Source organism: Streptomyces sp. APSN-46.1, assembly GCF_022815725.1.
Lineage (GTDB): Bacteria > Actinomycetota > Actinomycetes > Streptomycetales > Streptomycetaceae > Streptomyces.
The window spans coordinates 1-522 of the sequence record NZ_JALGRF010000028.1; the positions used below are offsets into that span (position 1 = coordinate 1).

1 protein-coding gene is annotated in these 522 nt (G+C 71.1%); it reads left to right on the plus strand.

Features of this window, described 5'->3' with window-relative positions:
• On the plus strand, positions 1 to 522 hold a 522-nt coding region (locus tag MTF65_RS30085), incomplete at both ends, for an AMP-binding protein (RefSeq protein ID WP_243632165.1).

Consider the following 522-nt stretch of genomic DNA (forward strand, 5'->3'; position numbering starts at 1 on the left):
GAGCTGTGGCTGCCCGCGGAGGACGTGCGGCGCAGTGGTGAGCTGCTGGCTCGCTGGATGGACGACAACGACATCGCCGAGCTGTACGCCCCGACCCTGGTCATAGAGGCGGTGTGTGAGGCGGCGAACGAGCACGGCCTTGAGCTGCGGGCCCTGCGGCTGATGTCCCAGGCGGGCGAGGCGCTCACGCTGAGCCGGAACATACGCCGCTTCTTCGGCGAGCGGCCCGGCCTGGAGCTGCACAACCTCTACGGCCCGACCGAGACCTGGACGGTGTCCGCGCACCTGCTGCCCACCAGTGTCGACGCGTGGTCGGCGCCGGTCCCGATCGGCGTGCCCATCCCCGGTCAGCGCGTCTACGTGCTCGATGAGCGGCTGGTGCCCGTACCGGTGGGGGTGGCCGGAGAGCTGTACGTCACCGGTGCCGGAATGACCCGGGGGTACGTGAACCGTGCGGGTCTGACGGCCGAGCGGTTCGTGGCGGACCCCTACGGTCCGGCCGGTGCGCGGATGTACCGGACC